The organism is Bradyrhizobium sp. 190, assembly GCF_023073415.1.
In the GTDB taxonomy this organism is placed as follows: domain Bacteria; phylum Pseudomonadota; class Alphaproteobacteria; order Rhizobiales; family Xanthobacteraceae; genus Bradyrhizobium.
Genome location: NZ_JADPJL010000001.1, coordinates 181,408 through 207,731 on the forward strand (window position 1 = coordinate 181,408; position 26,324 = coordinate 207,731).

The 26,324-nt window shown below is 63.7% G+C and carries 23 protein-coding genes and 2 pseudogenes; 7 read left to right on the forward strand and 18 right to left on the reverse strand.

What is annotated here, in order from left to right; translation table 11 throughout:
• Positions 1 to 227 precede the first annotated feature (227 nt).
• The 3 genes and pseudogenes from IVB22_RS00865 (at position 228) to IVB22_RS00875 (ending at position 1,973) form a co-directional block, all read left to right on the forward strand.
• Positions 228 to 728 carry a DUF992 domain-containing protein gene (locus IVB22_RS00865; RefSeq protein ID WP_247515443.1) on the forward strand — a complete coding sequence of 167 codons (501 nt, stop codon included), beginning with the start codon at positions 228 to 230 and terminating at the stop codon, positions 726 to 728.
• Positions 729 to 744: 16 nt separating this feature from the next.
• Positions 745 to 894, forward strand: a pseudogene (gene glnA, locus IVB22_RS00870) (glutamine synthetase); the annotation flags it as partial.
• Positions 895 to 1,145: 251 nt separating this feature from the next.
• Entirely contained in the window at positions 1,146 to 1,973 is an 828-nt protein-coding gene (locus tag IVB22_RS00875) for a hypothetical protein (protein ID WP_247515444.1), read from the forward strand.
• 1,006 nt (positions 1,974 to 2,979) lie between these two features.
• On the opposite strand, the gene IVB22_RS00880 is transcribed toward IVB22_RS00875, so the two are convergent.
• The 5 genes from IVB22_RS00880 to IVB22_RS00900 all read right to left on the reverse strand — a co-directional run bounded on the left by IVB22_RS00880 (position 2,980) and on the right by IVB22_RS00900 (position 8,711).
• A complete protein-coding gene (locus IVB22_RS00880; protein WP_247515445.1) occupies positions 2,980 to 3,147 on the reverse strand; it encodes a hypothetical protein in 168 nt (55 codons plus the stop codon).
• 756 nt (positions 3,148 to 3,903) lie between these two features.
• Positions 3,904 to 5,808: a PAS domain S-box protein gene (locus IVB22_RS00885; protein WP_247515446.1), complete on the reverse strand. Its 1,905-nt coding sequence runs from the start codon at positions 5,806 to 5,808 to the stop codon at positions 3,904 to 3,906.
• A 206-nt stretch (positions 5,809 to 6,014) separates the two neighbouring features.
• Positions 6,015 to 7,082, reverse strand: coding sequence for an extracellular solute-binding protein (locus IVB22_RS00890; protein ID WP_247515447.1), 1,068 nt, complete (start codon positions 7,080 to 7,082; stop codon positions 6,015 to 6,017).
• A 39-nt stretch (positions 7,083 to 7,121) separates the two neighbouring features.
• Positions 7,122 to 7,892 (reverse strand): gamma-glutamyl-gamma-aminobutyrate hydrolase family protein, encoded by a 771-nt coding sequence (locus tag IVB22_RS00895; protein ID WP_247515448.1) that lies wholly within the window; start codon positions 7,890 to 7,892, stop codon positions 7,122 to 7,124.
• A gap of 123 nt (positions 7,893 to 8,015) precedes the next feature.
• Positions 8,016 to 8,711, reverse strand: a complete 696-nt coding sequence (locus IVB22_RS00900; RefSeq protein WP_247515449.1) for a hypothetical protein — start codon at positions 8,709 to 8,711, stop codon at positions 8,016 to 8,018.
• Positions 8,712 to 8,860: 149 nt separating this feature from the next.
• On the opposite strand from IVB22_RS00900, the gene IVB22_RS00905 reads away from it, so the two are divergent.
• Entirely contained in the window at positions 8,861 to 9,985 is a 1,125-nt protein-coding gene (locus IVB22_RS00905) for an AI-2E family transporter (RefSeq protein WP_247515450.1), read from the forward strand.
• Positions 9,986 to 9,990: 5 nt separating this feature from the next.
• Here the strand turns inward: IVB22_RS00905 and IVB22_RS00910 are convergent, their stop codons facing one another.
• Entirely contained in the window at positions 9,991 to 10,293 is a 303-nt protein-coding gene (locus IVB22_RS00910) for an antibiotic biosynthesis monooxygenase (protein WP_214491599.1), read from the reverse strand.
• A gap of 209 nt (positions 10,294 to 10,502) precedes the next feature.
• On the opposite strand from IVB22_RS00910, the gene IVB22_RS00915 reads away from it, so the two are divergent.
• Positions 10,503 to 12,653 carry a carboxypeptidase-like regulatory domain-containing protein gene (locus IVB22_RS00915; RefSeq protein WP_247515451.1) on the forward strand — a complete coding sequence of 717 codons (2,151 nt, stop codon included), beginning with the start codon at positions 10,503 to 10,505 and terminating at the stop codon, positions 12,651 to 12,653.
• Between the two features lie 3 nt (positions 12,654 to 12,656).
• On the opposite strand, the gene IVB22_RS00920 is transcribed toward IVB22_RS00915, so the two are convergent.
• The 7 genes and pseudogenes from IVB22_RS00920 to IVB22_RS00950 form a co-directional block, all read right to left on the reverse strand.
• Entirely contained in the window at positions 12,657 to 12,896 is a 240-nt protein-coding gene (locus tag IVB22_RS00920; protein ID WP_247515452.1) for a hypothetical protein, read from the reverse strand.
• 163 nt (positions 12,897 to 13,059) lie between these two features.
• On the reverse strand, positions 13,060 to 14,031 hold the full coding sequence (locus tag IVB22_RS00925) for a tripartite tricarboxylate transporter substrate binding protein (protein WP_247515453.1): 972 nt from the start codon (positions 14,029 to 14,031) through the stop codon (positions 13,060 to 13,062).
• A gap of 53 nt (positions 14,032 to 14,084) precedes the next feature.
• A pseudogene (locus tag IVB22_RS00930) lies at positions 14,085 to 15,214 on the reverse strand (iron-containing alcohol dehydrogenase).
• A gap of 16 nt (positions 15,215 to 15,230) precedes the next feature.
• Positions 15,231 to 16,268, reverse strand: coding sequence for a 4-hydroxythreonine-4-phosphate dehydrogenase PdxA (gene pdxA, locus IVB22_RS00935; RefSeq protein WP_247515454.1), 1,038 nt, complete (start codon positions 16,266 to 16,268; stop codon positions 15,231 to 15,233).
• Complete coding sequence (locus IVB22_RS00940) at positions 16,265 to 17,377, reverse strand: four-carbon acid sugar kinase family protein (protein ID WP_247515495.1); 1,113 nt, start codon at positions 17,375 to 17,377, stop codon at positions 16,265 to 16,267. The genes pdxA and IVB22_RS00940 overlap by 4 nt, the downstream gene beginning before the upstream one ends.
• 2 nt (positions 17,378 to 17,379) lie before the next feature.
• A complete protein-coding gene (locus IVB22_RS00945; RefSeq protein WP_247515455.1) occupies positions 17,380 to 18,843 on the reverse strand; it encodes an FAD-binding oxidoreductase in 1,464 nt (487 codons plus the stop codon).
• Positions 18,844 to 18,868: 25 nt separating this feature from the next.
• Positions 18,869 to 19,792: a dihydrodipicolinate synthase family protein gene (locus IVB22_RS00950; RefSeq protein ID WP_247515456.1), complete on the reverse strand. Its 924-nt coding sequence runs from the start codon at positions 19,790 to 19,792 to the stop codon at positions 18,869 to 18,871.
• 131 nt (positions 19,793 to 19,923) lie between these two features.
• On the opposite strand from IVB22_RS00950, the gene IVB22_RS00955 reads away from it, so the two are divergent.
• Positions 19,924 to 20,772, forward strand: a complete 849-nt coding sequence (locus IVB22_RS00955; RefSeq protein WP_247515457.1) for an IclR family transcriptional regulator — start codon at positions 19,924 to 19,926, stop codon at positions 20,770 to 20,772.
• Between the two features lie 211 nt (positions 20,773 to 20,983).
• On the opposite strand, the gene thrS is transcribed toward IVB22_RS00955, so the two are convergent.
• From thrS to IVB22_RS00980, 5 genes are all read right to left on the reverse strand, one after another.
• Positions 20,984 to 22,195 (reverse strand): threonine--tRNA ligase, encoded by a 1,212-nt coding sequence (thrS, locus tag IVB22_RS00960; RefSeq protein WP_247515458.1) that lies wholly within the window; start codon positions 22,193 to 22,195, stop codon positions 20,984 to 20,986.
• Positions 22,196 to 22,429: 234 nt separating this feature from the next.
• On the reverse strand, positions 22,430 to 23,647 hold the full coding sequence (locus IVB22_RS00965) for a GGDEF domain-containing protein (protein WP_247515459.1): 1,218 nt from the start codon (positions 23,645 to 23,647) through the stop codon (positions 22,430 to 22,432).
• 232 nt (positions 23,648 to 23,879) lie between these two features.
• Positions 23,880 to 24,356, reverse strand: coding sequence for a 30S ribosomal protein S9 (rpsI, locus tag IVB22_RS00970; protein ID WP_108513524.1), 477 nt, complete (start codon positions 24,354 to 24,356; stop codon positions 23,880 to 23,882).
• A gap of 1 nt (position 24,357) precedes the next feature.
• On the reverse strand, positions 24,358 to 24,822 hold the full coding sequence (rplM, locus tag IVB22_RS00975; RefSeq protein WP_057858836.1) for a 50S ribosomal protein L13: 465 nt from the start codon (positions 24,820 to 24,822) through the stop codon (positions 24,358 to 24,360).
• A gap of 153 nt (positions 24,823 to 24,975) precedes the next feature.
• Entirely contained in the window at positions 24,976 to 25,404 is a 429-nt protein-coding gene (locus IVB22_RS00980) for a PaaI family thioesterase (RefSeq protein WP_247515460.1), read from the reverse strand.
• Positions 25,405 to 25,490: 86 nt separating this feature from the next.
• Here IVB22_RS00980 and IVB22_RS00985 point away from each other — a divergent pair, with 86 nt between their 5' ends.
• The gene (locus IVB22_RS00985; RefSeq protein ID WP_247515461.1) at positions 25,491 to 26,315 is read left to right on the forward strand and encodes an enoyl-CoA hydratase; all 825 of its coding nucleotides are present in this window, start codon (positions 25,491 to 25,493) and stop codon (positions 26,313 to 26,315) included.
• Positions 26,316 to 26,324 lie beyond the last annotated feature (9 nt).

Consider the following 26,324-nt stretch of genomic DNA (forward strand, 5'->3'; position numbering starts at 1 on the left):
GTGTACTCATACGGCCGAATGCCGCCGCGAATTCCGCTCATACGGCCCGCAAGCGATCGATGGACCATGCTTCCACGGCCTGCCGCCGACCAGCACATCCCTGATTTACCGCCTGTAAGCCCGGAACGAGACCTGGAACAGGAACATCGCAGTGTCGCTGCGCGTTGAGGAGGGTCCAGCAGAAGGGAGGGACGTCCATGAACAAAGCAACCTTGAATAGAACAACCTTGAATAGTCTCGCAACCACATGCGTCGCCCTGGCACTCGCCCTCGCCATGGCTCCGGCCACGGCTCAGGACGCCGGGCGAACGAGGGTCGGCACACTCACCTGCAACATATCGCCCGGTGTCGGCCTCGTTGTCGGGGGGCAGCGGCAACTGGGCTGCATCTATGCGTCCGCGAGAGGCAGGGCGCGCGAGGCTTACGAGGGCACCGTCAGCACGCTTGGTCTCGACATCGGTGCCACGACCGGCGGCCAGCTGGCCTGGGCGGTCTTCGCGCCTGCAACGCTGCCCCGGGGGGCATTGGCGGGAACCCATACGGGTGCGACCGCCGGCGGCACAGTCGGCGCCGGAGCGAGTGCCAACGTCCTGGTTGGAGGCCCGGACCGCAGGATCATCATGCAGCCGGCATCCGTTCAAGGGCAGACGGGCGTAAATATTGCAGCAGGCGTATCCACAATGGAGCTGCGGCCGGCCGCTGCGCCCGCACGTCGTATGGCCCAGTGACGACATCATCGCTGGTGAACTAGTGGAAAATCTCGACAAGGATCGTGCGTTCCTCAAGCACGGCGGCGTGTTCGACGACGACTTCATCGAGCTGAAGATGACCGAAGTCGAGCGCTTCGAAATGACCCCCCACCCGGTCGAGTTCGACATGTACTATTCGCAGTGATCCCGAGCGGCGTTCGCGCTCGCGCCGCCCTTATCACTGTCCAACATGCGAAAGGCGCTCCTTGCGGGGCGCCTTTTGTTTTTGTGGCGGTCACTTCCGCCCATGCCATCAATCGGGGCTTCCGCATGATCTTGCGGTTCCAAATTCCCAATGAAGTCAAAACTTCTCCTAAATTGTGGCGGTGATTGACGCTTTTAGACCTCGCTGGCGGGCTACTGGTGGAGAAGAACAGCAAGAGGCGGCATCACCAAATGGCGACAAAAGACGGTTTCCCGCCGGACGATCGTTATCCTGTCTTTCTCTCCGAGCAAGCCGAAGAAACCGTGCAGCCGGATATCGGGAAGGCTATGGGCAGAGCGGCTCTCTCGTCGCGAATCCTCAAGGCGAGTATTTTGGGGGTAATGGCGACAGCAGCGATCGGCAGCGCGATCCTGTTGGTGGGGAATCCAGTCGCGCTCGTTGCGAACGTCACGGCTTCGTGGGTCGACAAACCGGCGCTTCAGCCCGGCATCGATCCATCGACGTCAGCAATTCAATCAATCGCCAGCACTCAGGATTTGCCGACGACGACAAGGGACGCGCCGACGCGCGACGAAATTGCTGCGGCTGTTGAACCTGCTGATCAGAGCCAAGCCGAGATCGGCCCGCCACCCACCGAAGCCTTGTTCAAGCAATTCCAAGCTTGGGCGGCCGAGGAAGAAACACGGGCACAGGTCGGGCCCGTACAGCCCGTGCAAGATGCCCCGGTACAGGTTGTGCAAGATGCACCAGCACAGGCCGTGCAGGATGCACCAGCACAGGTCCGGCCCATGAAAAAGCACCGACAGGTCCGGTCCGTGCAAAATGCACGGGCTGAGATCCGGCCCGAGCGAAATCCCCGAGCAAAGGTTCGGCGGGAGCATAATCCCCGAGCAAAGCCCCGGCGGGAGGAGCAAAATGCACAGGTACAGGCCCCGCCCGTGCCGGACGCCCGAGCACAGGACCAGGCCCGAGCACAGGAGCAGGCCCGAGCACAGGCGCAGTCTGTGCAAAATTCCGCGTTCCCGTGGCTCCCGCAAAGCTTCGGTTGGCGCAATTAAATCCAGCAGGAAGCGACACGCTCGGTGCGCTTCACCGAGCACCGGAAATGGATGCGCCCCGGGAGACGTACCGGGGACCACGTCGAGAGAGTACCCGCATATCGCTTGCGCACATGCGGGCTACTTGCTGATTTGCGTTTTGCGCAAGTGCAATCCCGTGAAGAGGCCACGACAAATCAACACGACGGGCAAATCACCCGCATAACTCCACCCGTCTCACGGCGGATGAGGGGCGTTGGCCATCGTCACGAACGTGCGGTGAGATGCGATGGACGTGAGAGCTGCGACTGACGTGCGTGGCTATTGTGTACGGCGAAGTCGTGTGGTCCTGACGTCTAGCGATTTTTTGCCCTTTGGGAAAACTCAAAAAACCTCGGCCAATTAAGGGTTTCTATGAACTGACGGCCTGCGCCGGGTTGCTCGCGAAACCGCGTCGGGGCCTATTAGGCCCTAGTTTCACATCCTGCCGTTTGGCGGGAGTTTGGGGCTGGATCTGGCAAGGCGCGTTCGATCGGGCTGCGCCCGATGCACCGGAAGATCGGGGCGCGTGGGCCGCCTGCGCGCTGGCGCCGGTTGCCCACTCCCCTATAGCCCTTTGGTGGCGGCGCGCTGTAGGGCCTTCCTACGTTTCGCTCTGAGGAAGGCCCGCCTTTCTGTTCGCCGGGTTCGCCCTTCCGGACGGCGCTCTGTCCCAGACTTCGCCGTATCTGCGGGCGGCGGCGTGGGCGTGGTGGTTTGGGCTTCAGCCTGTGACGCCGTCAGAACTGCAGACGAAGCGACAAGCCCAGATGCAGCCGCGTATCCAAGGAAAGTGAGTGCGTTACGACGACAGACCTGTTTCGGCTCCGAACGTTCGCTCATTTCATGCTCCCGATTTGCCGCCTCCAAAGCATGCATCTAAATTCGAGACCCAAGCTCTTGATATAGATCAACCGAGCGACGCTGCGATAAGCTGCGCCTACGCACGCCATCGTGACATACGAGCAGCGCGCGCCGCCGTCGCTGCCTATGCGCTGGCGCGGCTTGCCCGGTGTCCTGTGACCAGGCCGGGGCATTTCTTGTCGTAGAGCTTAACCCGCTTTTCGACCCGCTTGCCGCACAGGCGGTCGGTGAGGATGACGCTGCCCTTGCGCGCGCGCTTGGCGGGTCGGGGGATCGTGGTAGTCTCGGTCATGGTTTCATTGCTCCAAAAGGATGGGACCATTTGGGCTCGGCTTTGGGCCACTCAGTCCTTGGAGGGTCGCGAGAGGCTTAGGGCCGGGCCCTGATTTTGGCGAAACGCGCTGCCGGTGATTTATGGAAGGTAGAAGAAAACCCCTTGTTTCATAGGGTTTTCTTAGTGCCAGATCGTGCCGCCTGGTGCCAGAATATAGTCGTGTGGTCCTGACGCCGCGGTGCTAGCGTGAAGTTCGCGAGAGGCACGCCTCTCACGGGCGACGGTGGCAAAAGAGCCGTTCACCGGGGAGAGCTCGAAGTAAGCCGTAAAGCCATTGCGCAGGGAAGGCCGGAGTGTTTCCGCTGAACCTGTATGCTCGTGTGCGCGTTCTTTGTGCGCAATTGCACACGAGACCGCGGGTGCAGCGTGCACCCGGTCTTCCCTGCGCCCTCTAAACAAGGGGGGCGAGAAGTTCTCCAGCAAACCTCGGGCAGCTCATGTCGCGAGATCGCGAACGCATATTCAGCCGTCATCGTCCGCCTTGTGCGCAATTGCGCACTGGGGCGGACGATCCAGTATTCCAGAGACGTCAATGATCGAGCCGATAGGCCGCGGCGTACTGGATCCCCCGCCTTCGCGGGGGATGACAACTTGTGTTGCGTTGCTATCTCCACGTCATTGCGAGCGCAGCGAAGCAATCCATTGTCACCTCGCGCACGGAAAGATGGATTGCTTCGCTGCGCTCGCAATGACGCCGAGGCCAGCCGAAATAGCCTAGCCGAGCTTCGGCGGATTTTCCTTCAGGAATCGCTCCAGATCCTCCTGCACCGAATAAGGCAGCGGAATCGGATCGCCCATGTGGTCGATGGCGCGGTCGAGGCAGAGGCGCACCATGCGCGCGAGTTCGGCCTTGCGGTATGGCTTGGCGAGCAACAGCACGCCCTCGCCGAGACGCCTGCTCGAATCGAACGCGCCGAACGTGTGGCCCGAGGTGTAGAGCACCCGGAGCGGCCGGCGCAAGTCGGCGACCTTTTGCGCGAGCTGCCGGCCGTTCATGGCGCCGGGCATGACGATGTCGGTGAACAGGAGATCGAACGCCACTCCGGCATTCACCCGTTCGAGCGCCTCCGCCGCATTGGAAGCGGTGATGACCTTGTAGCCGAGACTTTCGAGACGGCCGGTGACATGCGCCCGCACGACATCGTCATCCTCGACGCACAGGATGGTTTCGGATCCGCCGCGCAATTCGTCGTCTTCAGGCGGCGAGGCTTCGCTTGCCGGAAGCGCGTCCGAAGGCTCGATGTCGGCCTTCGGCAGATAGATGCGGAAGCAGGCGCCCATGCCCTCCTCGCCGTCGACCACGACGCCGCCGCCGGATTGCTTGGCAAATCCGAACACCATGCTGAGGCCAAGCCCGGTGCCGGTGCCGAACTGCTTGGTCGAAAAGAACGGCTCGAAAATCCTGTCGCGTATCGCCGGTGGAATGCCGGGGCCGCTATCGATGACCTCGATGGCGACGTAGTCGCCCACAGCGAGATCGTCCACCTCCGCATCGCCTGCATGGCGCGTGAAATTTCCCGTCCTGAACAACAGCCTCCCCCCATCGGGCATGGCGTCGCGGGCGTTGATGGCGAGATTGATCAGCGCCGAGGTGAGCTGGCTGCGATCGACCAGCGCCGGCCAGGCCTGGTCGCTCAACGCGGTCTCGATCTCGATCTGCCTTCCGATCGTTGGCGCCAGCAGCTTGACCACCTCCTCGATCAGGCCGTTGACGTCGGTCTCGAGCGGCCGCAACGGCTGCTTTCTGGCAAAGGCAAGCAGGTTCGCCGTGAGCTGCGATGCCCGGTCAGCGGCGTCGTTGATCATCTTGGCGATCGACGCCAGCGCCGGATCATGCTTGACGCCGTCGGCCAGGATTTCGATCGTGCCCGTGATCACGGTGAGCATGTTGTTGAAGTCGTGGGCGATGCCGCCGGTCAATTGCCCGACCGATTCCATTTTCTGCGCCTGGAACAATTGTTCTTCCGCAGCGCGTTTTGCGGTGATGTCCCTGACGAAGGCGTTGATGACGTGGCCGTCATGGCGGCGCAGCGCGGTGAACGAAACCTCGGCGAAGAATTCGCGGCCGTCTTTTTGCAGCAGCGGCGTTTCGTAACGTCCGCCGACCGCATCGCCTTCGGCCTCGCTCAGGAACTGATCGAGCCATTGCCGGTACAATACCCGCAGCGGTTCCGGAAAGAGAAGTTCTTCCACGCTCCTGCCGACGGCCTCGGCGCGCGTCCACCCCATCAAGGCCTCGGCGTGTGGGGACCAGTTGAGGACGACACAACTTTCATCGGTCTGGACGAAGGCATCGAGCGCGTTTTCGATGATGGCCTGCGCCATTTCGTTGTCGGTCGGCGTCTGGTGAGCGAGCCCCGGCTCCCGTCCGCTGCGAACATCCACGGGGCCAATGATGTCGGGCAGCGCGCTACGCCAAAATCGCGCAGGACCGGCCGCGACAGCCACCGCGAGCACGCCGGCGACCGCGCCGCCCAGAAGCGCCGCGGTGAAAATCGTCGCCAGGGGCCCGCCCGGCGCGGCTTGCGTCGCAAAATAATAGGTCACTGCGCTCACGACACAGGACGTCACGACGACCAGCAACGCCATCGCCAGCGCGAGCCGTCTTGGTTGCGTCATGGCTTCACCAGTCTGGAGATGGTGGATGACTTAGCCGACTTCCCCGACCCGATCCCATCTTTTCCGCCTCCGTAGAAGTACGGGGGCGCTTGATACAGGCCGCCTCTGTGATTCGTCCCGAAAGCTCGTCGGTTGCAAAATTATACAATGGTCCCTTGAAGTTGCAAACATTTCCGGCTTATTTCCGGCCGTGGAGGATGCCACCATCACACTCCGAAGATCTTGGCGTAGCGCGCCTTGATCTCCTCGCTTTGCGCCTGCACCTGCGCCGGATCGGCCTTGAGCAATTTCAGGCTGGAGAGCGGGACGTGCCCGCCCTTCTCCTTGACCTCGCCGTGAAAGGAGCGATGCGCAAAGACGTCGACCAGCATTTGCTGGGCTTCCGCGCCGAAGAAGAAATTTTGGAACAGTCTCGCTGCATTCGGATTCGGCGCGCTGCGGAAAATGCCCGATGGAACGATGATCAGCGGCGATCCTTCGGCGGGATACACCACTTCCACCGGCTTGCCCTGATCCTTCAGCAGCACGAGATTGTAATCATTGCCGTCGGCCATGACCGCACGCTCGCCGAGCAGGATCTTCTTCGGCGGATCGGCGGCCGATTGCACCTGCATGACCTTCTGCTGCGCGAGCTTTTCCAGGTACGGCCAGCCGAGATCGCGCGCCAGCAGAAAGGTTGTGGTCAGAATGGCGCCGCTATAGCCGGGATGCGCCTTGACCATCTTGCCCGTCCACTTGGGATCGAGTAGGTCGGCATAGCTCTTCGGCGCGTCCTCGCGCTTGACGAGGTTGGTGTTGTAGCCGATCGCCTCCGTCCACGCGCAGGACGTCGCGTGCATGCCGTCGGGATCGATCTGATCGGCCGGAAAATGTCTGGCGACGTCGGCCGGAAGGTACGGCGCCAACCAGTCGTTTTTCTTCCATTCGAGATAATGCGCGGCATCGGTCGAGTTGGCGACGTCGACGGCCTTGATGCCGCTGCCCTGCTCCTGGGCAATGCGCTGAAAGATCCGCTCCGCGCCGGAGCGCTCGACGCGCACGCTGATGCCAGGATATTTCGCCTCAAAAGTCCGCGCCAGGCGCTCGGCGGTATTGAGTTCAAGCGCCGAATAGAACGAAAGCTTGCCCTCCTTCTTCGCGGCTTCGACCAAGGCCGGCGTCACTTCCGCCGCCGGCGGCGCAGCAGCCTTCAGGGGTTCGGCAAACAAGAGGCCTGCGGCGGAAGCCGTCGACGCCTTGAGCAGGTCGCGCCTCGTCCATTTGCGGTCTCGCATCCCATCCTCCCTTGTGACGCGACCGTTCGTTGCGGCCGCCTAGCCGGTTCGCTTGTGCGCTTTCAGCGCCTCGCCGAACGCTTCGAACAGTTTTCGGTTGATCGGGTTGCGCTGCGGGTCGTATTCGGCGTGCCACTGGACGCCGAGTGCGAAGCTCGCGGCGTCCGCGATCCGGATCGCTTCGATGGTGCCGTCTTCGGCGATGCCTTCGATGACGACGCGCTCGCCGGGTTCGAGGATGCCCTGCCCGTGCAGCGAATTCACCCGGATGGTTTCGCAGCCGAGCAGGTTGGCAAACGTGCCGCCCGGCGTGAGGTGAACGTCGTGGCGGTCGGCAAACACGACCGTCGGGTCGGGATGGATTTCGCCGTTGTCCAGCCGCGGCATGCGGTGGTTCATACGGCCCGGGATCTCGCGGATTTCGGGATGCAGCGAGCCGCCGAAGGCAACGTTCATTTCCTGCAGGCCACGGCAGATGCCGAAGATCGGCACGCCGCGGGCAACGCAGGCCTCCGTCAGCGCCAGCGCGACATCGTCGCGATGGATGTCGTAAGGCTCGTGCCTCTCATGCGGCTCGGTCTTGAATCGGGTGGGATGAACATTGGCGCGGGCACCGGTGAGGATCACCCCGTCGACGACGTCGAGAAGCGCGCCGATATCGGTAATTTCGGGAGAACCTGCAAACATCAGCGGCAGCGCCCCCGCCACGTCGGTGACCGCGCGCAAATTGCGCTCTCCGACCATCTGGGTCTGGAAACGATTTTCGACGCGATAGGCGTTCCCGATCACACCGACCACGGGCCGCGTCATCGCAAAAATTCCGCTGTCATCGTCCTGTGCAAGGATCTTCTGGGTTGGGCCATGATTGCAGAAGATAATGCCTGCGAGGGGGCGACGGATCAATATCCGCAGAGCTTTAGCGGAGCTGCCCTGCTATTTTCGCGTGAAAACCTCCCGGGCGTCGATCCCCTCGACCCCGGGCAAGCCGGCCGCCCGCAGCGCGGTGGCCGCCGAATCGCCGGCCCCACTCAGCCATGGCAATTTCGCCTGGATTCCGCGCGTCACCGGCTCGCCCAGCGCGCCGCCGAAATCGAGCGGCCAATATCCGTTCGGCACCACCTCAGCCGATATCGCCTGGAGGCGATAGCCCTTACCCAGCATCGCTTCGGCGTCGTCGGGCGCCACCGCCCGCGCGCGGCCGGGCGCGGCCGGATCGGCAAAGGTAACGAGCACCGGGACCAGTTCGCCCTTCACGGGCACGATGCCGGTCAACCGGCTCATCTCGCTGAACGGCACGCGCTTGCCGGCGGCCGCGTTGTAGGCGCGCAAGGCGACGTAGTTTACGTCATCCAGCACGAGCTTCCCATCGACATGCGCCAGCAGCGCGACGAGGTTCTTGCCCTGCCCGAGATCGACGAAAACGGCGTCACCCAAAGTGCGGGTCTGGCCGCGGCGGGTGTAGCTGCGATCGGGATGGACGGCCACCACGCTGGAAGCCGATTTGCGTCCCTCCGGCGTCTCGACCTCGAGCGTCAGGCGATATTTATGGGCAGGCCGGTTGATTCTGATCTGGTCGCCGATCACGAGCGCCGCCAGCAGCGCAATCGGGCCGAACCATTTGAAGTTCATCTCATCCTCACCGGCCTGCCCTATCAGATCCACACACCGCTTGGCATACCGGGTGCGGCAGCGTCAAACCGGCGCGCGCCCGCCCGCTTGATCCCGGCCCGATTTTAGCGAATGACTGGTGGCGCAATATTCTGCGAGAAGGAATCAACGTGACAAGTCCCGCTGACAATCGTCTTCAGGCCCGCAACGACCTGGCGTGGGCGATATCGGTCGGCGGCATCGGCGTGGTGCTGTTCGCCGCGCTGCTCGCGTTCACCTGGCACTTCGCCGCGACGCTGTTTCTGATATTTTCCGGCATCCTGCTCGGCGTCGCCCTCAACGCCATGAGCAACCTGCTCGGGCGCGTCGTGCGGCTTCCGCATGCGCTGCGGCTCACAGTGGTCTGCCTGGTGGTCGCCGGCATGCTGTCGGGCATTGTCTTTCTCGGCGGCACCACGATCGCCCAGCAGACGACGGCGCTGAGCAACACGCTCAAGTCGCAACTCGTCAACGTCAAGGGTTTTCTGGAACGGAACGGCATCGACACGAGTTTCTTCGACTTCGGCACCCTGTCCTCGCCGTCGGATGAAGCCGCGCCGGCAACCGCGACGCCGACGCCCCACGCGCTTCCCAGCGCCGGCACGATTGCGGCCAGCGGCGGCGCCATCTTCAGCCAGAGCCTGAAATTGATTCTCGGCACCGCAAGTGCGGTCGGAAACTTCTTCATCGTGCTGTTTCTGGGAATAGCCTTTGCGACCCAGCCCAGCGTCTACCGCGACGGAATGCTGTTCATGGCGCCGGCCAGACACCGCACGCGGGCGGTCGCGATCGTCGATCGGATCGGCGACACGCTGGAGCGCTGGCTGATCGCGCAGATCATCACCATGGTCGCGGTGTTTCTGGTGACCTGGATCGGGCTTTCAATCATCGGCATCCAGAGCTCGTTCATCCTGGGCATCCAGGCAGGGCTTCTCGCCTTCATCCCGACGGTCGGCGCGATCCTCGGCGGGCTGATCGTGGTGCTGGCGAGCCTCGCCTCGGGATGGATCGCGGCCCTCTCCGCCTTCATCCTGTTCCTCGGCGTGCACGCGCTGGAAAGCTACGTGCTGACCCCGATCATCCAGCGCCAGGCGCTGGATATCCCGCCGGCCACGCTGTTTGCGTTCCAGATCCTGCTCGGCGTCGTCTTCGGCATCTGGGGGCTGGCGCTCGCGCTGCCGCTGATGGCGATCGCCAAGGTGATGATCGACCATTTCAAGACGGAAGCGGTTCCTGTCGCGATCGCGGCCGGCTGATGGCTTCAGCCTGCCGTGGTGAGCACCGTCTCGGTATGTTCGACCTCGGGAGGCGCGGCAAAATACTGCCCGACCAGCGCGCGCCAGGCAGTGAAATCTTCCGAGCCGCGGAAATCCACGGTGTGGTTTTCCAGCGTCTCCCACTGAGCCATCAGCCGGTAACGCTGCGGCTTCTCGATCGACTTGTGTAGCTCAAAGCCCTTGCCACCCTTGGCGCGCAGGAACAGCGGACGCGCCTTGGCGACGGCGGCCTCAAAATCCTTCTCGGTGCCGGGCTTGACGTCGATCTGTGCGATTTCGGTGATCATCTGGGATGTGCCTCCTCATGAGAACTGGCGTGTCTAACCCGGCCGCCAAAAAAGCAAAAGGCAGATGCAGCGCCTATGCGTTGCTGCGACGCACGCTGTGCGACGAGCATGAGGAAATCGCGCGCGTGACATGCTCTCGCCTCAACCCTGGTTTGGTGTAGGCTCGCGCCAAACGACGAGCGGCAAGCTCGCAGCCAGGGAGAGAAATCATGAACCTCAATCGGATCCTGTTCTCCTTCATCCTGGCTGCGGCGGCGGGCGCGCTCACCTTGGCGGCGCCATCGCGCGCCCAGCAGCCGGCGGCGGTCGCAATCGACAATGACGACATCGGCGGCGTGGTGCTCGGACCAAACGGACCGGAGGGCGCGGTCTGGGTGATCGCGGAGACCAACGAGCTGCCGACGAAATTCACCAAGATCGTCGTCACCGACGATCAAGGGCGCTACGTGATCCCCGACCTGCCGCCGAACGTGAACTACGCCATTTGGGTCCGCGGCTACGGGCTGGTGGATTCGCCCAAGATGCGGGCCAAGCCCGGCCAGCAGGTCAATCTCACGGCGGTGCCGGCCCCGAACGAAGCCGCAGCCGCTCATTATTACTCGGCAATCTACTGGTACACGATGATGAAGATCCCGCCGGCGAAGGATTTCGGCGGGACTACCGAGATTCCGAAGGAGATCACGCAGGATATCTGGCGCCAGCGGATGAATAATGTCGACTGCATCGGCTGCCATCAGCTTGGCCAGGAATCCACACGCACGATCCCGGGCGCGTTCGGCGAATTCAAATCGGGCGAGGAAGCCTGGATGCGCCGCGTCTCCTCGGGCCAGACCGGGGAATGGATGGTGAACCGGCTCGCGGGCCAGCTCGGCGGCGTGCCGTTCAAGTATTTCGGCGACTGGACCGACCGGGTCGCCAAGGGAGAACTGCCGAAATCCAAACCGCCGCGGCCGGCCGGCATCGAGCGCAATGTCGTCATCTCGTCCTGGGAATGGGCGACGGAGAAGCATTTCGTCCACGATCTGATTTCATCGGACCGGCGCAATCCGACGGTCAACGCCTACGGCCCGCTGTACGGCGCGAGCGAATACTCGTCCGACGACATGCCGATACTAGATCCGAAAACGCACAAGGTGACGTTCTCAAGGATGCCGGTCGCTGATCCCAATGCGCCGGAGTCGTTCGGCCCTCCGCTCCATGGCACGGCCGTCCTCAATCCGGCCAGCCCCTCGGCCTATTGGGGTGAAGAGAAGATCTGGAGCCAGCGGGCCAACAATCACAACAGCATGTTCGACAAGAAGGGCCGCGTGTGGTTGGCGGCGGCCGTGCGCGGCATCGAAAATCCGGCTTACTGCCGGAAGGGATCCGACCATCCGTCGGCCAAAGCCTTCCCGCTGGAGCGTTCGGGACGGCAAGTGACGGTGTTCGATCCCAAAACCCAAAAATACAGCTTCATCGATACCTGCTTCGGCACCCATCACCCGCAGTTCGGCTACGACGCCGACGATACGCTTTGGGTCTCGGGGACCGGCCCCGTCGCCGGCTGGGTTAACACCAAACTATGGGACGAGACCGGCGATGCCGTCAAAGCGCAGGGCTGGGCGCCGTTCGTTCTCGACACCAACGGCAACGGCAAGGTCGACGAATACACTGAGCCGGTCGTACCGGCGCAGGCGGATAAGGACATGCGGATCGCGGGCTCAGGCCCCTACGCCGTGATGCCGCATCCGACCGACGGCTCGGTCTGGTACACCGTCAACGTGTTCGTCGGCCAACCCGGCTTCATGCGCTTCGATCCCAAGACCAAGCTGTCGGAGTTTTACGCCATTCCAAAGGAAGGCATCGGCGTTCGCGGCGGTGACATCGACAAGGACGGCGTGCTCTGGGGCTCGGGCTCGAACGGCAGCCTGATCCGCTTCGATCGCAGCAAATGCAAGAACCCGCTGAACGGGCCGAACGCCACCGGCAACCACTGCCCGGAGGGCTTCTCCTACTTCAAATATCCAGGCCCCGGCTTCGAAGGCTTCGAGAATTCCAGCGCCGAGGCGAGCTACTACACCTGGGTCGATCACCACAATACGATCGGCCTCGGCGAGAACATTCCGATCTCCACCGCCAACCTGAACGACGGCTTCGTTGCGTTGAAAGACGGGCAGATGGTGATGCTGCGCATTCCCTATCCGCTCGGCTTCTTCGCCAAGGGCCTCGACGGGCGAATTGACGATCCGGGCGCAGGCTGGAAAGGCCGGGGGCTGTGGAGTTCAAGCGGTGATCGCACACCCTGGTTGATGGAAGGCGGCAAAGGCTCAAAGCCGCGGGCGGTGCATATTCAGGTGCGACCGGATCCGTTGGCGAAGTGAGGATCAGCGGCTAAACAGCAGCACCGTGCCGGCAATCATCAGCGCGCAGCCGATGAATAGGATGGCAGGCCAGCGCATTCTGCGCTGATCATAACGCCCCTGCGCACGACGCTCCGTGATGAGCGCCATCTCGAATTCTTCCGAGGTCGAGAACATGCAGCCAAAACCGCCGCGGGCCGAGGCTGCCGCCGCTTCGAGCGACATCAGGGCGGATTGCGAATTTCGTCTGCGAGGTGAATCCATGGCGCAGATGATATGGACGGAATGGTAAACGCGAGGTTACCGCGCAATCTTCCTCCGGAGACCAATTCAAAAGTATTGAATTAGCCTCCGGAGATATCGTCCTGTTTTTGCGCGATATTCCGGAAGGCCGGCGTTTTTCCTTATCCGGCCCATCCGAAGCATCCTAGTCCATCTTGATGTTGGCGGCTTCGATGACCTTCTTCCACCGCGCCGTCTCCGATGCGATGTAGGCAGCAAACGCTTCGGGCTCGAGCGCTACCGCAGCGGCACCGAGTTCGGCCATCTTCTGCACCGTCTCCGGCTGCTGCATGAAGGCCCGGATCTCCGTCGACAGCTTTTCGACGATCGGCTTCGGCGTCGCGGCCGGGACGAGGAAGCCGTGCCAGGCGACCGCCTCGAAGCCGGGCAGATGCTCGGCGACAGCGGGAAGATCCGGATCGAACGACGCGCGCTTGGGCGTTGCGGTCGCAATCAGCGCAAGCTTGCCGGCCTTCGCGTGCGGCAGAAGCAGCGGCACGTTGTCGAAGGCGAGGTCGATCTGGCCGCTGAGGAGATCCGTCACCATCGGGCTCGAACCCTTGTAGGGCACATGCACCATCTTGGTGCCCGTCATCTGCTGGAACAACTCGCCCGCCAGATGCTGCGAGGTACCGACGCCGGCCGAACCGAACGAGACCTTGTCCGGGTTGGCCTTCAGGTAGGCGATCAGGTCCGGCACGGTCCGCGCCGCGATCTTGTCGGGGTTGACGACCAGAACGTTGGGCACGACGCTGATCTGGGCGATCGGCTGCAGATCCTTGTCGGGCTGATAGCTGAGCTTTTGACCATACAGCGACGGGTTGATCGCAAGCGCGGACGTGCTGGCCAGGCCCAGCGTCGTTCCGTCCGGCGCCGCCCGCGCCAGCCGCGTCACGCCGACGATGCTGCCGGCGCCGCTGACATTCTCGACCACGAACGGCTTGCCCAGTTTCGCCTGAAGATGATTGGCCACCATGCGCGCGAAGATATCGGCGGTGCCGCCGGCGGAGAAGGGAACGATCACCGTCACCTGCCTGGAAGGATACGCATCCTCCGCTTTCAAGGGAGCCGCCCACAACAGCATCGCCGACGCAACAACAAGCCACATTGATTTCATCTTGGTTTTCTCCGCTTCCTGTTATTAATTTTCTTCCGCGCCACTTGCAGTGGTTAGAACGCCGTCTCGTACATCTTGAAAATTTCGTCACGGCTCAAATCGCGCGGGTTGTTGTCGAGCAGGCGGCGAATGGCATGGGCCTCGTCCGCCATGACGCCAAGATCGTCATTGAGAACACCGAGTGCGGACAACCGCATCTCGATGCCGAGGTCGGCGCAGAAGCGATAGGTGGCATCGAACGCAGCCGCCGGAACGTTGCGCTCCGGCAGGCCGAGCGCATGCAGCACCGTGATCGTCTTTGTCGAGGCCGCCGGCATGTTGAACGCCAGCGTATGCGGGAAGATCACCGCGCAGGCGAGGCCATGCGCCACATGGTGCCGCGTGCCAAGCGGATAAGCCACGGCATGACCGGCCGTCGTATTCACCGGGCCGAGGCAATAGCCGCCATAGAGCGACGCCAGCGAAAGACCCGCGCGCGCTTCGCGATCGCCGCCGTCGGTGACCGCGCGCCGCAGATAGCGTCCGACCAGCCGCGCGCCTTCGATCGCGTAGAGGTCGATCGAAGGATGCGCCTTGCGGCTGGTGTAGGCCTCGACGCAATGCGCCAACGCGTCGACACCAGTGGCCGCGGTGACATCGCGCGGCACGGTCATCGTGAGGTCGGGATCGACGACGGCGATATCAGCCAGCATGAAGCGGCTCTGAACCGCAAGCTTGTTACGGCTCGCCGGATCGGTCACGAGCGCGCGGGTTCCGGCTTCGCTGCCGGTCCCTGAGGTAGTCGGAATTTGCATCAGCGCCACGCTGCGGCCTGCAACCTCTCGGCGCCCACGATGTCGGCAAAGGCCGTGTCGCCAGTGCAGAGGACGGCCACCAGCTTGGCGAGATCCATCGCGCTGCCGCCGCCGAAACCGACGATGAGGTCGGGCGCAATTTCGCGCGCCATCGCCACAGCCTTCTCAAGGTTGGGCAGATCCGGTTCGGGCTTCACGTCGCCGAATACCTTGACCGCTCCGGGCAGCGCCAACTGGTCGACGCGCCGCGCGTTGAAGGGATCCGAAATCACCAGCGGCCGCCGTGCACCGACCCGCTCCGCAAAGCGAGCCGCTGCGGCAATCGTTCCGCATCCGAACTCGACGGCGGTGGGACGAAGGATCTCGATCGGCGTGAAGGGGTTGGTCATTGGGCGTCTGCTCTCATCACTTTGGAGCTATGGAGGTGCCGCCGGCCAGGCGTTCGGCGTAGTCGATGGCCTCGATCAGGCTGTGCTCGTTGGCAATGCCCTTGCCTGCGATGTCGAAGGCCGTGCCGTGATCGACGGAGGTGCGGATAATCGGAAGCCCGAGCGTGATGTTGACGCCCGAAAGCTCCTGCCAACGGCCGGTCGCGGGATCGACCTGGAAGCCGAGCAGTTTTACCGGAATGTGCCCCTGGTCGTGATACATCGCGACGACAGCATCGAATTGACCGGCGCGCAGCTTGACGAAGATGGTGTCGCCCGGCACCGGCCCGACGACATCGAGGCCATCATCAACTGCTTTGGCGATCGTCGGCGCCGAAACGTCGATATCCTGCCGCCCGAACAACCCGCCCTCGCCCGCATGCGGATTGAGCGCAGCGATGGCGATCTTGGGGCGCGCGATGCCGAGCCGGCGCAACGCGTCGTCGGTGAGGTCGATCACCTGACGGAGCCGCTCCGGGGTCAATCGCTTCGGTACATCCTCCAGCGCCACATGGGTCGAGACATGGCTGACGCGCATGTTGCCATGGGCCAGCAGCATCACCGAGCCGCGCACGCCGGTGAGATGCGCCAGCATCTCGGTATGCCCGGGATAGTGGTAACCTGCCTTGTTGAGCGCCTCCTTGTTCAGTGGCGCCGTGACGATGGCCGCGGTTCGGCCGGCCTGCGTCAGCCGCACGCCCTGCTCGATCGCCTTGTATGCAAAGCGTCCACCATCAGCACTCAATACACCCGGATGGATCGGCGCGCCCTCGGCGTCGGCCTGCAGAAAACAGAGATTGGGCCAATCGGCGTCTTCGGCGTTTACCTCCGGGATGGCAACGCTGGCGCCGAGCGCGGCCTTTGCGCCGTTCAACGCGGCGCCGCTGCCGATGATCAGCAGGCGCAGGTCGCCGTTCGTGATCCTGTCCTGCAATCCGATGCAGGCCTTGACGATGATCTCCGGTCCGATCCCGGCCGGATCGCCCATGGTGATTGCCAGATGGCGAGAGGTCATGTCGGTTTCCTTGTGTTGAGCAATTGATTGTCCTGGAGCAGATCGCGCCACAGCTCCCTTGTACCAAATGCTCCGGATTTTGAGATCACGTCGACGCCGGCCCAGCGGCCGCCCTGCAAAATCGAGCGTGGCAACCCCGGCACGAGACGCCCGGCGACCTGCAACGCGTGCGCACCGAGCGCGACGCAGACAGCCTTCAAGGTCTCGCCGCCCGCGACGATCAACGTGCCGGGAGGATCAAGCTCCGAGATCAGCGCGGTTATTTCACGCGCGATCCGACGTGCCGCCTCTGCGCGCGACAATCTCTCAGGTAGCGAAAATTTCACCAGCGCGACGCCGTCATCGGCAAGCTTGCGGTGCACCCGCGCCGCACCTCCAGCGTCGCCTTCGGCAAGCGCGACGGTGGCCTCGCCGCATACCTCAAGCTGCGACGCGGTGACGGTCTGATCGGACCCGAACAATCCCAGCACCGGCTTTTTCAAATGGCGCGGCACATCGGCGCGGCTGCCGCGCGCCAGGGCACCGGCCAGTCCGCCGCTCCCGCACCACAGGACGGGCACGGCCAAGCGCCGTCCTATCTCGACCACGCGATCGAGGTCCCGGTCGCTGTCGGCATCGAAGACCTGAACGCCGCCATGAGACAACGTATCGAGCCCGCCTTGCCAGGCGTCGATGTTCTCCGCTCTCAATTGCGCCAGCAGGTTTTCGCCGACCTGATACCAATCGCCGTCCGGCGTCCGCGCGAACTGCTGACCGTCGCGGGTGCGGCGCCCCTGATAGTCGAAGGCCGGCGCGACGACGCAGGAGCCCCAGTAGCCGCTGCGCAGGCAGGCGCCGAGTTCCGCCGCCCACTCACCGCGCAGCAGGCTGTCGACCTTTTTGTAGGCAATCGTGCCCTCGTGCAGCAGCGGCGCCAATCGCCCGACGATTTCGGCGCTCTCAGCCCTTGCGAGCTCGCGCGTGCCACTGTCGATCGCAAGGCTCGCCGACCTGTTCGTCGAGAGCGCCATCGGCCAGGTCACGTCGAAAGGCCCGCACAGCCCGACGAACTCGGCCGCGGTGTCGAGCGCACCGGTGAGGTCGTCGGCGAGAAGGCGGACGCTCGTCATCGTCATGCCGCTCCAGTGCTGCCGGTTACGCCGCGCTCGCCCGCGAAGATCTTGTCCGGATTCATCAGGCCGTTCGGGTCGAGTAGTTGCTTGATGCCGCGCATCAGGTCGATATCGAGCGGATCGGCCACGCGCGCGAGCCGGCCGCGATTGGTGATGCCGATACCGTGCTCGGCGCTGATCGCGCCGCCTTGCGCCGCGGTCTCGTCGTCGACGATTTCATTGATTTGCGCCACCAGCGCGGCGGTCGCGGCAGGATCACTGCAACGATCACGATCGATCAGCGCGACGACGTGAATATTTCCGTCGCCGATATGGCCATGCATCACTACGCGCGCGTGGGGAACGGCGGCCTTGATCCTGTTCTCGACATTGGTGGCGAACGCGGCCTGGTTCTCCAGCGGAACCACGCTGTCATGCGACACCACGTAACCGCTGCGCTTGTTGCCTTCGGACACGCTGTGCCGCACCGCCCAGATCGCCTTCGCCTGGGCGAGGCTGGACGCCAGCACAGCATCCTCGGCCAGGCCTGCATCCATCGCATCCGAAAGCACGGCGGCAAGCGGTTCGTTGAGGTCGACCCCGGCCAGCGTGTCGGTCAATTCGACGATCAGGTACCACGGCGTGGTGAGCTCGAAGGGGATGGCGACATGCGGCACGGTCGCGGCGATCGCCTCGATCTGGCTGCGTGACATGATTTCGAGACTGCCGAGCCGGTCGCCGACGGCGCCGCGCAGGCGCTGCATGATCTGCAGGGCCTGCTCGACGCTCTGCAACTTGAGCAGCGCGAGGGCTGAGCTGCGCGGCGGCGCAAACAGCTTCAGCACCGCCGCGGTGACAATGCCAAGCGTTCCTTCCGCGCCGATGAAGAGCTGCTTGAGAGCGTAGCCCGTATTGTCCTTGCGCAGTGCGCGCAGGCCGTTGAAGATGCGTCCGTCCGGCAGCACCACTTCCAGCCCGAGCACCAGATCCCGCATCGGTCCGTACCGCAGCACCGCCGTGCCGCCGGCATTGGTCGAGATGTTGCCGCCGATCTGGCAGGAGCCCTCGGCCCCGAGGCTCAACGGAAAGTAACGGTCTGCCGCCGTGGCCGCGGCTTGCACTTCGGCGAGGATGCAGCCGGCCTCCACCGTGATGGTATTGGCAAGCGGGCTCACGTCGCGCACGCGCCGCATACGGTCGAGGCGGATCACGACATTGAACGCGCCGTCATTCGGCGTCGCGGCGCCGCACATCCCGGTGTTGCCGCCTTGCGGGACGATCGCCAGCCGCCTTTCGGCACAATATCGGACGACCGCCGCAACCTCGGCCGTCGAGCCGGGCTTCACTACCGCAACGGCGCGACCGCGATAGCGTCCGCGCCAGTCCACCACATAGGGCTCCTGATCGCCGCCGGAGTCGATGACGTGATTGGCGCCGACGATATCAACCAATCCAGCAAGAATATCCTGGGTGGATTCGGACATCAGGTCGCCTCGTCACCTACCTGTATTAGACGCTCGCGGCGACAAACGCGCCGGCGTCGGCAAGCAGCTCCTTCACCTGCGAAGGCGGCAGCGACTCCAGCGGCGGCCGGAGGCGTTGCCATCCGGCATGGCCGGTACGCTCAGCGACCAGGGCCTTCAGCGAAGCCATCTGCGGAAAACGCGAGACAAGTTCTCGCGCCTTCACAATGCGCGCCTGCGCGGCCGCAAGCGCGGCGTCATCGTCACTGTCGCGGAAATGCTTGTAGATGTAGGCGAGATCGCGCGCCACGAGATTGGAGGTCGCGGTGATACATCCCGCGCCGCCCTTGCGTAGCAGCGGAAGCAGCAGCGGATCTGCACCGACCAACACTGCAAAGCTCGGGAAGCGCTCGACCATCGCGGTCATATTGGCGAAGTCGCCGGAGGAATCCTTGATGCCGATGAAGGTCGCCGGATAGGCCGCGCGCAGCCGCTCGATCAGCGCATGCGAGATCGGCTGCGCCGACATCTGAGGAATATGATAGAGCACGATTCTGAGCCGCGCATCGCCGAGCCGCTGCACGACTTCGCTGTAGGACGCATAGACGCCATCATCGGTGACGCCCTTGTAATAGAATGGCGGCAGCATCACCACGGTATCGACGCCGACGGACAGCGCGTGACGTGTCAGCGCTATCGTTTCGCTGAGCGCCGCGACGCCGGTTCCGGGCAGCAGCCGGTTCGGCGCGATGCCGTCCCGCACGACCGCCTCAAGCAGCGCGGTGCGTTCGGCGGCCGAGAAGGAGTTGGCCTCGCCGGTGGTGCCAAGCAGCGCGATGCCATCGCAGCCCTCGCTCAGGAGGTAGCGGCAATGCGCGACGAAACGCGCATGATCGGGGGCGAGCTCGGCGTCGAGCGGCGTCAGCGCAGCACTGAACACGCCATGAGGACGCAGGGACGACGTTGACAAATTTCCTCCGATCGCCGAAAAGGCATTGTTCGGAATGCGAACATTTGTTGTTGTTTGATACCACCTTCCTAGGACCGTGCCTGCGCCGCGTCAAGGGCCGCCGGCCGTCGTTATTGCGAGCAGGCATTGAGATGGCCAAGGCACCCAAAGCACCCGCCAAGCGCGCGTCACCCGCGCCGCCGAAGAATCCCAAGAACTACGTTGCATCCGTCGGCAAGGCCTTCGCGGTGCTGCAGAGCTTTTCCAGCGAGGCCTATGAATTGACGCTCAGCGAGATTGCCGCGCGCGCCAGTCTCGATCGCGGAACGGCGTTCCGCCTGATCCAGACGCTGATTGAACTCGGCTATCTCCAAAACATTCCGCAGAGCCGCCGGTTCCGGCTCGGCGTCGCCTGTCTCGATCTCGGTTACACGGTGCTATCGGGCGGAACGCTGCGCGCTTTGGCCGAGCCGTTGCTGCGCGACCTCGTGCCGTCAGCGAGCGACGCGGCGTCGCTCGGCGCGCTCGACGGCGGCGACGTGATCTATCTGGCGCGCGTCGGCACCGGCCTCGACCGGCACAAGATGGACCGCCGGCCTGGCACGCGAATTCCGGCTTACAGTGCAGCCCTCGGCCATATCATGTTGGCGCATCTGCCGCGCGACGAGCAAATCCGCCGGCTGGAATTACGGCCGCGCATCAAATTGTCGGAGCGAACGCTGACAGACCTCGATGCCCTGCTCGACCGGCTCGACCTGGTCAGGCAACAGGGCTACGCGGTCTCCGACGGCGAAAACGCCTACGGTCTCCGCACGCTGGCCGCGCCGATCTTCGGCGCGCAAGGTTCGGTGACTGCCGGTCTGAGCGTGACGGTCGATGCGACGCGCATGGATATGGCCGCCTTCCGCGACCAGGCCCTGCCCGAACTGATGCGTGTCGCTGCTGTCGTGCAGGAGCTCGCGATCAAGGCTGGCCTGTCGCACCAGGGCGCGTACTCATAAATCGAGCTTGATTGGTGCGGGCTTGACCAATGACCGTTATGCCCCGGTAGCGACCAAACTCCGCATCGCAGCGAAAATGACGCGATGTGCTAGCACGCGACATACCTCCTCTTCCTATGGCCTGCTTGCCCAGGATCCTGCGTCCGCGGGCGCTGCGCCAACCCCCGGCTGACTTAGGGATCCACCAATCGACGCGCGCCTGAGGCACGTTTTACAAGGCTTCAGCGATACGGGCGCCCGGCCGGGCCCTCGCCTGCAGGCGGGACACCGCCTCGGCCAGCGGAACATCGGCCTGTGAGCCGTCGCGCTCGCGCAGGCTCACCCGACCCTCGCTCATCTCGCGCCCGCCGACGATGGCCATCACCGGCACCGCCATTTCATGCGCCGCTACGATGCGCCGCGAAAGGGTATCGGCGCCGTCATAGGCAACGGCGCGGATTCCGGCATCCTCGAACGCCGCCAGCACGTCCGCGCCGTATCCGGCGTGGTCTTTCGAGATCGGCGCGACCGCGACCTGGTCCGGCGACAGCCAGAACGGAAGCACGCCGCCATGGTGCTCGAGCAGGATCGCGATCATGCGACCGAGCGATCCGAAGATGGCGTGGTGGATCATCAGGGGCCTCGCGCGGCTGCCGTCGGGAGCGACGTAGGACGCCTCAAGCCGCTGCGGCAGTACGCCGTCGAGCTGCACTGTGCCGCACTGCCAGGATCGTCCCAGCCGGTCGCGCAGCGCGAATTCCAGCTTCGGTCCGTAGAACGCACCTTCGCCGGGATTGATTTGAGGCGCGAGGCCGCATTGCCGCGCGGCATCGCCGAGCTTCGCCTCCGACCAGTCCCACGTCGCGTCGTCGCCGGCGCGCACCGCCGGCCGCGTCGCCAGCGCCACCTCGTAGTCGGGAAAGCCGAGGTCGCGATAGACCTCGTCCAGCAGGGCGATGAAGCACGCGACTTCGCCCTCCACGTCCTGCTCGCGGCAGAACACATGCGCGTCGTCCTGCTCGAAGGCGCGCGTCCGCATGATGCCGTGCAGCGAACCGGAAGGCTCATTGCGGTGGCAAGCGCCGAACTCGGCATAGCGGATCGGAAGCTCCCGCCACGAGCGCAGGCCCTTGTTGAAGATCTGTACGTGGCACGGGCACGACATCGGCTTCAGCGCCATCGCGTGCTCGCCGTCGTCGACCCGGAACATGTGCTCGCCGAACTTGTCCCAGTGGCCGCTGCGGCCCCAGAACTCCTTTGGCAGCAGCTGCGGCGTCCGGACCTCGGCATAGCCGGCGCGGCGCATCTTGCGCCGGAGATAGTCCTCCAGCACCCGATAGACCGCGTAGCCGCGCGGATGCCAGAACACCATGCCCGGCGCATCTTCCTGAAGATGCCAGAGCTTGAACTGCACACCGAGATTTCTGTGGTCGAGATCGTCCATAGCTGTAATCCTTGCGAGGGGAAAAAGCGCGGACGAAGACCATCAAAAACCAGAAAAGGCCCCGTCCGTCGCCGGCGGGGCCTTTTCTGGGTGAAGTACGCTTGTCTCTAGCGCGTGCAACCAGCAGGCGATCCGCCGTAAGCGGTCGCGGTGGTGGTCAATGCGGCTGAGAGAAGCTTATTCATGCTTTGTATATGGCGGGAAAACGCTCAGGCGTCAACGCCGCGCGCTTCGTCAGAGCGTCGCCGGCACCTGCCGCTGCGAAGTCGCGCGCCCGGCGGTCTTGCGCCGCCATTTCTCCAGCGACAGCGGCAGCTCTTCGGCGGCCTCGACCCGGTTACGCCCGCCGCGCTTGGCCTGATAGAGCGCGGTGTCGGCCGCCGCCAGCAGCACTTCGAGCTCCGTGCCCGCCGGTCCGCCGGCGACGCCGATGCTGACCGTGGTATCGACCGGACCTTCCTCGCAGGCGATGTTGGACGCCTCGAACGCCTCGCGCACGCGCTCGGCCACGATCACGCCCTCTTCCAGCGGACACGCCAGCAACGCAGCGAACTCCTCGCCGCCGATCCGCCCCGACAGGTCGCTGATGCGCAAATTGCTGACCACGACGGTGGAGAACAATTTGAGGATCTCGTCCCCGGCGGGATGGCCGAAGCGGTCGTTGATGCTCTTGAAATGGTCGATATCGAAAATCATCACCGTCACCGGCCGCCCCGCGGCGGCCTCGCGTTCGATCACCCCGTTGCAGGCTTCCGAAAAGCCGCGGCGGTTCAGCATTCCGCTCAAGGGATCGACCGAAGCCGCGGTCTTGTGCACCGTTACGGCGCGGTCCGACACCAGCATGAAGATGACGAACACCGTGCCGATGGCATAAAGAATCAATTCGATCGAGAACGCCGTCACCCAGATGCTGCTGGTGAAGGTTTCATCATGCGGGCGCAGCAGACTTCCGAGCAGAATCGGCAGCGCCAGCACGCAACCATGCATCACGGGCACGACAATCGTCGGCCAGCGCTTGTGCATCGTCCGCCGTCGCTCGCTCCACAATTCGGAAGCCGTCAGTCCCGCATAGATCGCGACGATCGCCGCACCGACGATCAGCCGCATGGCGGGATTCAGTGATGGCACGGCCAGCGCCGTGCCGACCCAGACGATCGCGCCAAGCAACAGCCCCGGCAGATTGGGCTTGCGGCCGTGGAATACGCGCGAGGCGTTCCAGACCATGCCGCAGGCCACGAAGCCAAGCGCATGCAGCGCCAGCAACAGCGGCTCGCCGAGTTTGGCGCCGCCGATGGTCCAGATCGCCACCGACGATGCGCCAAGCAGATATGCCGTCCCCCACCATTTCAGGGCCGGGATGTTTTCCTGCTTGCCGAACAGCAGCAGCATGGCCCCGAGCATGCCTGCAACCATTGTGGCAAACAGATATAGCGTGGACGTATCGAACGACATGGGCTCACCCGAACGCGTGTGATGCAACTTGTTCGGCGCATACTGAAATGCAATTTCGCGCCATCGCATTGGGACACTAGGAGCGCCGTGTTCCAATTTCGTTTGTGCGGGTAAGCAAGTTTTCACGAAAATCCGTGGTAACCCATCACTAAATAGTAAGCAAAAAGGGCGCCGATCGGCGCCCTCTTTCGTCTGGTGAATGCAGCAATCGCTGCAAATTTTAGCGAAGCAATTAGCGCTTCGAGAACTGGAACGACTTGCGCGCTTTCGCCCGGCCGTACTTCTTGCGCTCCACGGTGCGGGAGTCGCGGGTCAGGAAGCCGCCCTTCTTCAGCACACCGCGCAGATCCGGCTCGAAGTTCGTCAGAGCCTTCGAGATGCCGTGACGCACGGCACCCGCCTGGCCCGACAGACCGCCGCCGGCGACCGTGCAGATGACGTCGTACTGGCCGGCGCGCGCGGCGGCGACCAGCGGCTGCTGGATCAGCATCCGCAGCACCGGACGGGCAAAATAGACCTCGACCTCACGGGTGTTGACCACGATCTTGCCGGCGCCCGGCTTGATCCAGACGCGGGCGACCGCGTCCTTGCGCTTGCCGGTGGCATAGGCGCGGCCGTATTTATCGACCTTCTTGACGTATTTCGGCGCTTCAGGAGCGGCCGTCTTCAGCGACGCCAACTGGTCGAGAGACTGCATGGTATCCGACATCTTATGCGGCCCTCATGTTCTTGCGGTTCATCGAAGCGATATCAACCTTCTCGGGCTGCTGGGCTTCATGCGGATGTTCGGCGCCGGGATAAACGCGCAGATTGCCCATCTGCACGCGACCGAGCGGACCACGCGGGATCATGCGCTCTATGGCCTTCTCGACCACGCGCTCGGGGAATCGACCCTCGAGGATCGACTTCGCGGTGCGTTCCTTGATGCCGCCGATGAAGCCGGTGTGCTTGTAGTAGACCTTGTTGTCGCGCTTGCGACCGGTCAGCACGACATGCGCCGCATTGATGATGACGACGTTGTCGCCGCAATCGACGTGGGGTGTGTAGGTCGGGAGGTGTTTGCCGCGCAGGCGCATGGCGACCAAAGTGGCGAGCCGGCCGACCACCAGACCCTTGGCGTCGATCAGCACCCACTTCTTCGTCACCTCGGCGGGCTTTGCCGAATAGGTTTTCATGTGAGGAATCCGTGAAAATGGAAATCGGCGCCAGATGCGCCGAACTGGGCGGTTTCTAGAGAACGGCGCGTTATCCGTCAACGCCGATGCTCATAAATTATCTTTGCAATAACAGCTACTTACAAATATGGTGCGATATTACCGCTCGAAACACTATTTGTTTGGAATGGAGTAGGTCGCCGTCACGTGAGCGATCGGATCGGGCGATGACCCCGACAACAGGTTGACCTCGCCGACCGCAAGCCGCTTGCCGAGTTTCAAGAGCTTCGCCGCCGCCAGCACATCCTGTCCGGGCTGGCCTTTACGCAGGAAATTGATGTTGAGATTGGTGGTCACTGCGAGGCCAACCGGGCCGATCGCCGAGAGCAGCACCACATACATCGCGAAATCGGCCATCGCCATCAGCGTCGGCCCCGACACCGTGCCGCCGGGGCGCAGCATGCGGTCGTCGAAGCGCCGGCGCAGCAGGCAGGTCTCGCCATCGGCGCTTTCGATGGTGACATCGCCATCGCTGAAGGCCTGCGGAAATTCCTCGCGGAGGAACTTCTCCAGCTCAGCTACGCTCATTTTCGCTGCCGCCATGCCACCCCCGCCCTCGATTAAGGGTGCCTGTTACATTAGGTTGTCATCAAAGCCCAAACAAAAATCTCGGAGTGGAAACCTCAGAAATGCCCGCCCAGACTGCTCGCGCGCCTACGTCACAACCTCCGATCCTGCTGCAGGAAAACGTCGGCAGCATCCGCCTGCTCACCCTCAACCGGCCGGCGGCGCGCAACAGCCTGTCGGAAGGCCTGATCGCCGAGCTGCACGGCGCGCTGAAGGAAATCCACGGCGACAACAGCGTGCGCGCGGTCGTCATCGCGGCCAATGGTCCGGCCTTCTCCGCGGGCCACGACATGAAGGAACTGACCGCGCGCCGCAGCGATGCCGATCGCGGCCGCGCCTATTTCGGGCAGATCATGAACGCCTGCAGCGCGATGATGCAGGCCGTGGTGCATCTGCCGAAGCCCGTCGTCGCCGCCGTGCAGGGCATCGCGACGGCCGCCGGCTGCCAGCTCGTGGCGAGCTGCGATCTCGCGGTTGCCTCCGAGGCCGCAGGCTTCGCCACCCCCGGCGTCGATATCGGCCTGTTCTGTTCGACGCCGATGGTGGCGCTGTCGCGCAACATCCCGCGCAAGCAGGCGATGGAGATGCTGCTCACGGGCGAGCCGATCTCGGCGGCGACGGCAAAGAATATCGGCCTCGTCAACCGTGTCGTCGCCGCCGGCACCGAACGCGATGCGGCGATCGCGCTGGCGCAGAAGGTCGCGCTCAAATCGGCCTACACGATCAAGCTCGGCAAGGAGGCGTTCTATCGCCAGGCCGAAATGAGCCTTGCCGACGCCTATCGCTATACGGCCGAGGTAATGACCGAGAACATGATGGCGCGCGACGCCGAGGAAGGCATCGGCGCCTTCATCGAGAAGCGCGAACCGAAATGGCAGGATAAGTGATTATCCGTC